Below are 4,141 nucleotides of genomic sequence, written 5' to 3' on the forward strand. Positions count from 1 at the left end.
CCGAACTAGCTATTTTTCTGATATTTATCATGCATGAAAGCAGACCAGAGCGAACTGATTCGTAATTAACCATATTGAAGTAGGCTTCAGCCATTTTTTTATTATTTTGAATTTTTCTGGGTTTATCCGTCTCATCTATTGTATAAAGAATTTTTCCCTCATTATCGACAAAAGCTCTACCTGCACGCCCACATATATTCCAAAAATCACTATGATTAATCGCGTTTTGTCCAATGTAAGGTGAAGCAATGATTACACTTGATATACCAATGTTTACACCTTGGGCTAATGTACTTGTTGCGATGATTATCTTGGGTGGTATAGATCTCATCAGCCTTTCCGTTGCCATACGAACTAGAGGAGGTAGTTTGTTGCTATGACAGATGATACCTAATCTTGCGGCCTTAAACTCAATAGTATTTAAACCTAACTCTTCCTGGCATGAAGATGCAAATACATCCCAAAAGTGCTGAGGCCAAGGATGAACATTAGGATTTGTCCCTAATCCAATTAAAACTGAATTAGCCATAACTGAAACACTATCTGTCCTGCCACAGAAAATCATTACAGGACCAATAGTTGAAAGACGAATCGCTGTAGCAGCAATAGCTTCGTTCTTATTATTAGGAAAAGGATTACGACGTCCTTTAAAATTAATAGGACTTGACTCCACGAAATTAGGATTAAAGCATTCAAACTCCCCTTTCCACTCTATTTTCACTCGACTCCCATCCCATAGGAGAAGTCCAAAACGCTCAGCAGACGGTTTCCATTCGGATTTTGCTACATTGGTTGGAGACTCAGTAACCCATTTAGCTAAATCAGCTGGATTTGGTAGTACTGCAGAAAGAAGAAGCATCTTTGCCCCAATGGAATGAGCTACAACTCTGAGGTGATCTAAAAAAATTTCATTTTTTACTAGGCGTGAATCAACACCGATTAAATGACCTTCATCGACAATAATAAGTTTAAATTCTTCTAATAATTCTGGAAAGGTACGAACTATAGCTCTAGTTTTTTCAGGAGTTGCAATTGTAATTGACGCATCATTAGCAAGACGTTTATCAGCTGAGCTAAATCTAAAGCCTCCGTATAAATGTGAAACATGGAATCCTAACAAATCAAAAATCTGGCACAAGGATTGTTCAATTTCTAATGCAAGAGATCTGTAAGGTGCGATATATAGTATTTTTGCTTGTGGATTAAGTGCAAGAGTTTGAAGTATAGCTAATTCAGCAATTCGTGTTTTACCAGAACTTGTCCGCATATTAACTACAGCACCAGATCTATCCAGATCAAGAACGATAGGAAGAGCTGTTATTTGTGAATGCCACAATTCAACTAATGGCTTTGGTAAAAATGCAGACAGTTGAATATATTGTCGAAGTATATATGGAGCATCCTGGAAGAATGGTGGAAGACACTTCCAAAGAGATCCATTCCCCAAATTTCTCAGCATAAGCTTCAACAAGCGAGCAATCCACCAAAGTGTAGGTGACATCAATTCAGCAGCTATATTCATTCCCGCATCAATTGCATTTAATGCCGAATCAAGATAATGATTATCTCCTGTGATCTGAAATAAAAGTACTTGGGATAGTGCTTGGGCTACAGCTAATTCAACAGCTGGTTCACATACCATTGAAATACAGGTAATTTCCTCTTTTTTAGCAAAAAATACTTTATTAAGAAAGGATATCAACTCATTCCTATCTCGCCTTAAAAACAAACTTATCATTATAGCTGTAATGGATGTAAATTTAGCCGAGGATATAGTTATAAAAGAGCGTGAGTATTCACCACACGAATAAAAAGCCATCGCAGCAATTAAAATATGATGACTACTAACCTGCTCTGCTTTACCTTGAGAACTATGAATGTTAGTTAAAAGTGATGCGGCCTCCTTTATGGCAGCAGCTGATTGTAATGAGGGTTGTATTTCATGTAAGCTGATTCCAGCAGCAAGAATAGCATAGGCAGAGGTAGTAACTTTCTCCCCTAGTAGTGGATCAAATTGTGGAAAATTATTGTGGTTTTCATTAACCTCCTGCAAAACATAACTTGCACTGGACTGTGCAAAAAGATTGCGAATCCATTTTGTATCATGTGCTTTCAATACATTCAATGAAACTTCATTTGGGAGGGCCAAAAGCTTCCTCCTCAAGTTGTATAAAACAGTCTTCATAAAACTGATTTAAATTTCGTAATGAAAAAGATAATACCGCTAGATTTTGCAATAAGGACTCAGTATGTTTATCAACATGGTTTTTACAATTGTTGCTGCTCATCATAAATCCTACATACATTATGTCATGTTTGCCATTTACTATTCCTTCAGCACAATCTTCAACTTGTTGGCCAAGTTCAGCTCTTCCTATTTCAAATAAGCGGTTAGCTATAAATTGTATTGATGCAGGTATCCCTGCATGATTTGACGATCCCAATGCACTGATCATCTCTTGAACGGCAGTTTTATCTGGTTTAGAACGAAATTTAGCTTCTCCAACAATTATCTTTACGGGATTTTTGCTAAAGTCGAACGCAAGGAGATCGTCTCCCTTCATTGATTGCTCAATATTAGGATTAAAGCGTAAACGATAAATTGGGAGGTCAAAATCTGTAGATGCTGTAATATACTCGGCTAAAAAAATTTCAGCTAAATTGCCCTTCCGAGTTTTATCCTTTGTTGGAAATGGGCTAAGAGAGAGTTTTGAATAATCATAACCAAGCCTCTCTAACTGTTGCTTAATGCGAGAAATCTTGTCTTCATCGGCATGGTGTTTTATTAAGGCAGGTCTTAATTGGGCAACCATTTGACTACTATTAGCTTCCTCCATATTTAGTGCTCTGTGAAGTACATTTGATTGAGTATACCCCTCACTTGCAATTGTATGGCATCCGAATAAGCCATCACTTGGATGTGTACCAAGAATACTTTCTTCCAATGAGTGAGCAACCAGATTATTTTTCGTAGTCATTACAATGCTCTAGAGTAATCCTAGCCCTTAATTGTATCAGATTTGTGTAGGCCAATTATAATTATATTCATATTAATTTAAAAAAGAACATTTACCGAAACAATTGAAAATATAAGAATCAAATTAATTGTATGAGTTAGCGCAAAGGGATTATTGCACTAACTCAATGAGCAGGTATTTTAATGGTACTAACCAAACTTTCTGTGCTGTTCCAACCATGAATCAAGGTCATCCTTCAAATAGCGTATCGAGCGTCCAATTTTTATATATTTAGGGCCTGGAGTTCTATTGGCTAAAGTCCCATTTACCCTGTCTTGAGAAAGAAAAGAACGGCTCATGCATATATAGTTAGCAGCTTCAGCTTCTTTAAAAACTCTCTTCTCCACAATAAATACCTCCGTATATTTTGGTGTAACATCATCAAACAACACCAGAATATACCAATAACAAGTATTTATCAATAAATTTATACGTGATTCACGTATTTGCTGGCAGTCATAACACACTCCACTTCAAATGTTCGACGAGTGGCGGAAAACCTCCCCTTAAATCGATTTACTCCATCCCCTCTCATCTTTGGTGCATGCTCTTCAAAATAATTTTTCAAATCCTCAACACTTTCAATTTGATATTGAACAGTTAAATGTTTTTGAGTATCAGAGCTATCACCGTCCAGTGCTTGGTGCATCACCGTGGCATTTATAAATCCGGGAAATTTAAGCATCTCTTGAATATGCTCATCTAACCAGCCCTTATATTCGTTATATATATCATTATCAATAGACAGATTCACTTCGTATACAACCATGGTCACTCCCTCACAAAACGTAATACAATCAATGTTAATAGTGCACAAATACTAATAACGCTTCCCGGATTTATAAAATTTTTATGGCTTAATATGATATAGGGCATTAACCCACCAAAAATGGATAGACTGATATTATAAGATATAGCTAAAGCCTTACCTCGATGAATCGCTGGAAACAATGAAACCATAAATGCAGGCAAAGCCGAATTATATAATGATTGAATCAACGCCAATAATATCAAACTACAAAATATAACAACATAGTTGAAATGGCTAATATATTCAAAACAGATATAGGTGTCATTCAGCATTCTAAAGGGACCATCGATCAGCAGTTAATGGGACCGCCTAA

Annotated in this window: 4 protein-coding genes; all 4 read right to left on the minus strand. The window is 36.5% G+C overall.

The features are described from left to right. Nucleotides 1–2,125, minus strand: a 2,125-nt coding sequence (locus tag Q0495_RS07105) for a DEAD/DEAH box helicase (protein WP_298624439.1), incomplete at its 3' end; no start/stop codon positions are given. Between the two features lie 7 nt (nucleotides 2,126–2,132). Beyond that, nucleotides 2,133–2,945 (minus strand): Hachiman antiphage defense system protein HamA, encoded by an 813-nt coding sequence (locus Q0495_RS07110; RefSeq protein ID WP_298624441.1) that lies wholly within the window; start codon nucleotides 2,943–2,945, stop codon nucleotides 2,133–2,135. Between the two features lie 221 nt (nucleotides 2,946–3,166). Then, nucleotides 3,167–3,364 carry a helix-turn-helix domain-containing protein gene (locus Q0495_RS07115; RefSeq protein WP_127032463.1) on the minus strand — a complete coding sequence of 66 codons (198 nt, stop codon included), beginning with the start codon at nucleotides 3,362–3,364 and terminating at the stop codon, nucleotides 3,167–3,169. Between the two features lie 80 nt (nucleotides 3,365–3,444). Further along, nucleotides 3,445–3,786 carry a DUF4286 family protein gene (locus tag Q0495_RS07120; RefSeq protein WP_298624447.1) on the minus strand — a complete coding sequence of 114 codons (342 nt, stop codon included), beginning with the start codon at nucleotides 3,784–3,786 and terminating at the stop codon, nucleotides 3,445–3,447. Nucleotides 3,787–4,141 lie beyond the last annotated feature (355 nt).

Origin of the sequence: uncultured Legionella sp. (genome assembly GCF_937871865.1) — a bacterium.
GTDB lineage: Bacteria > Pseudomonadota > Gammaproteobacteria > Legionellales > Legionellaceae > Legionella.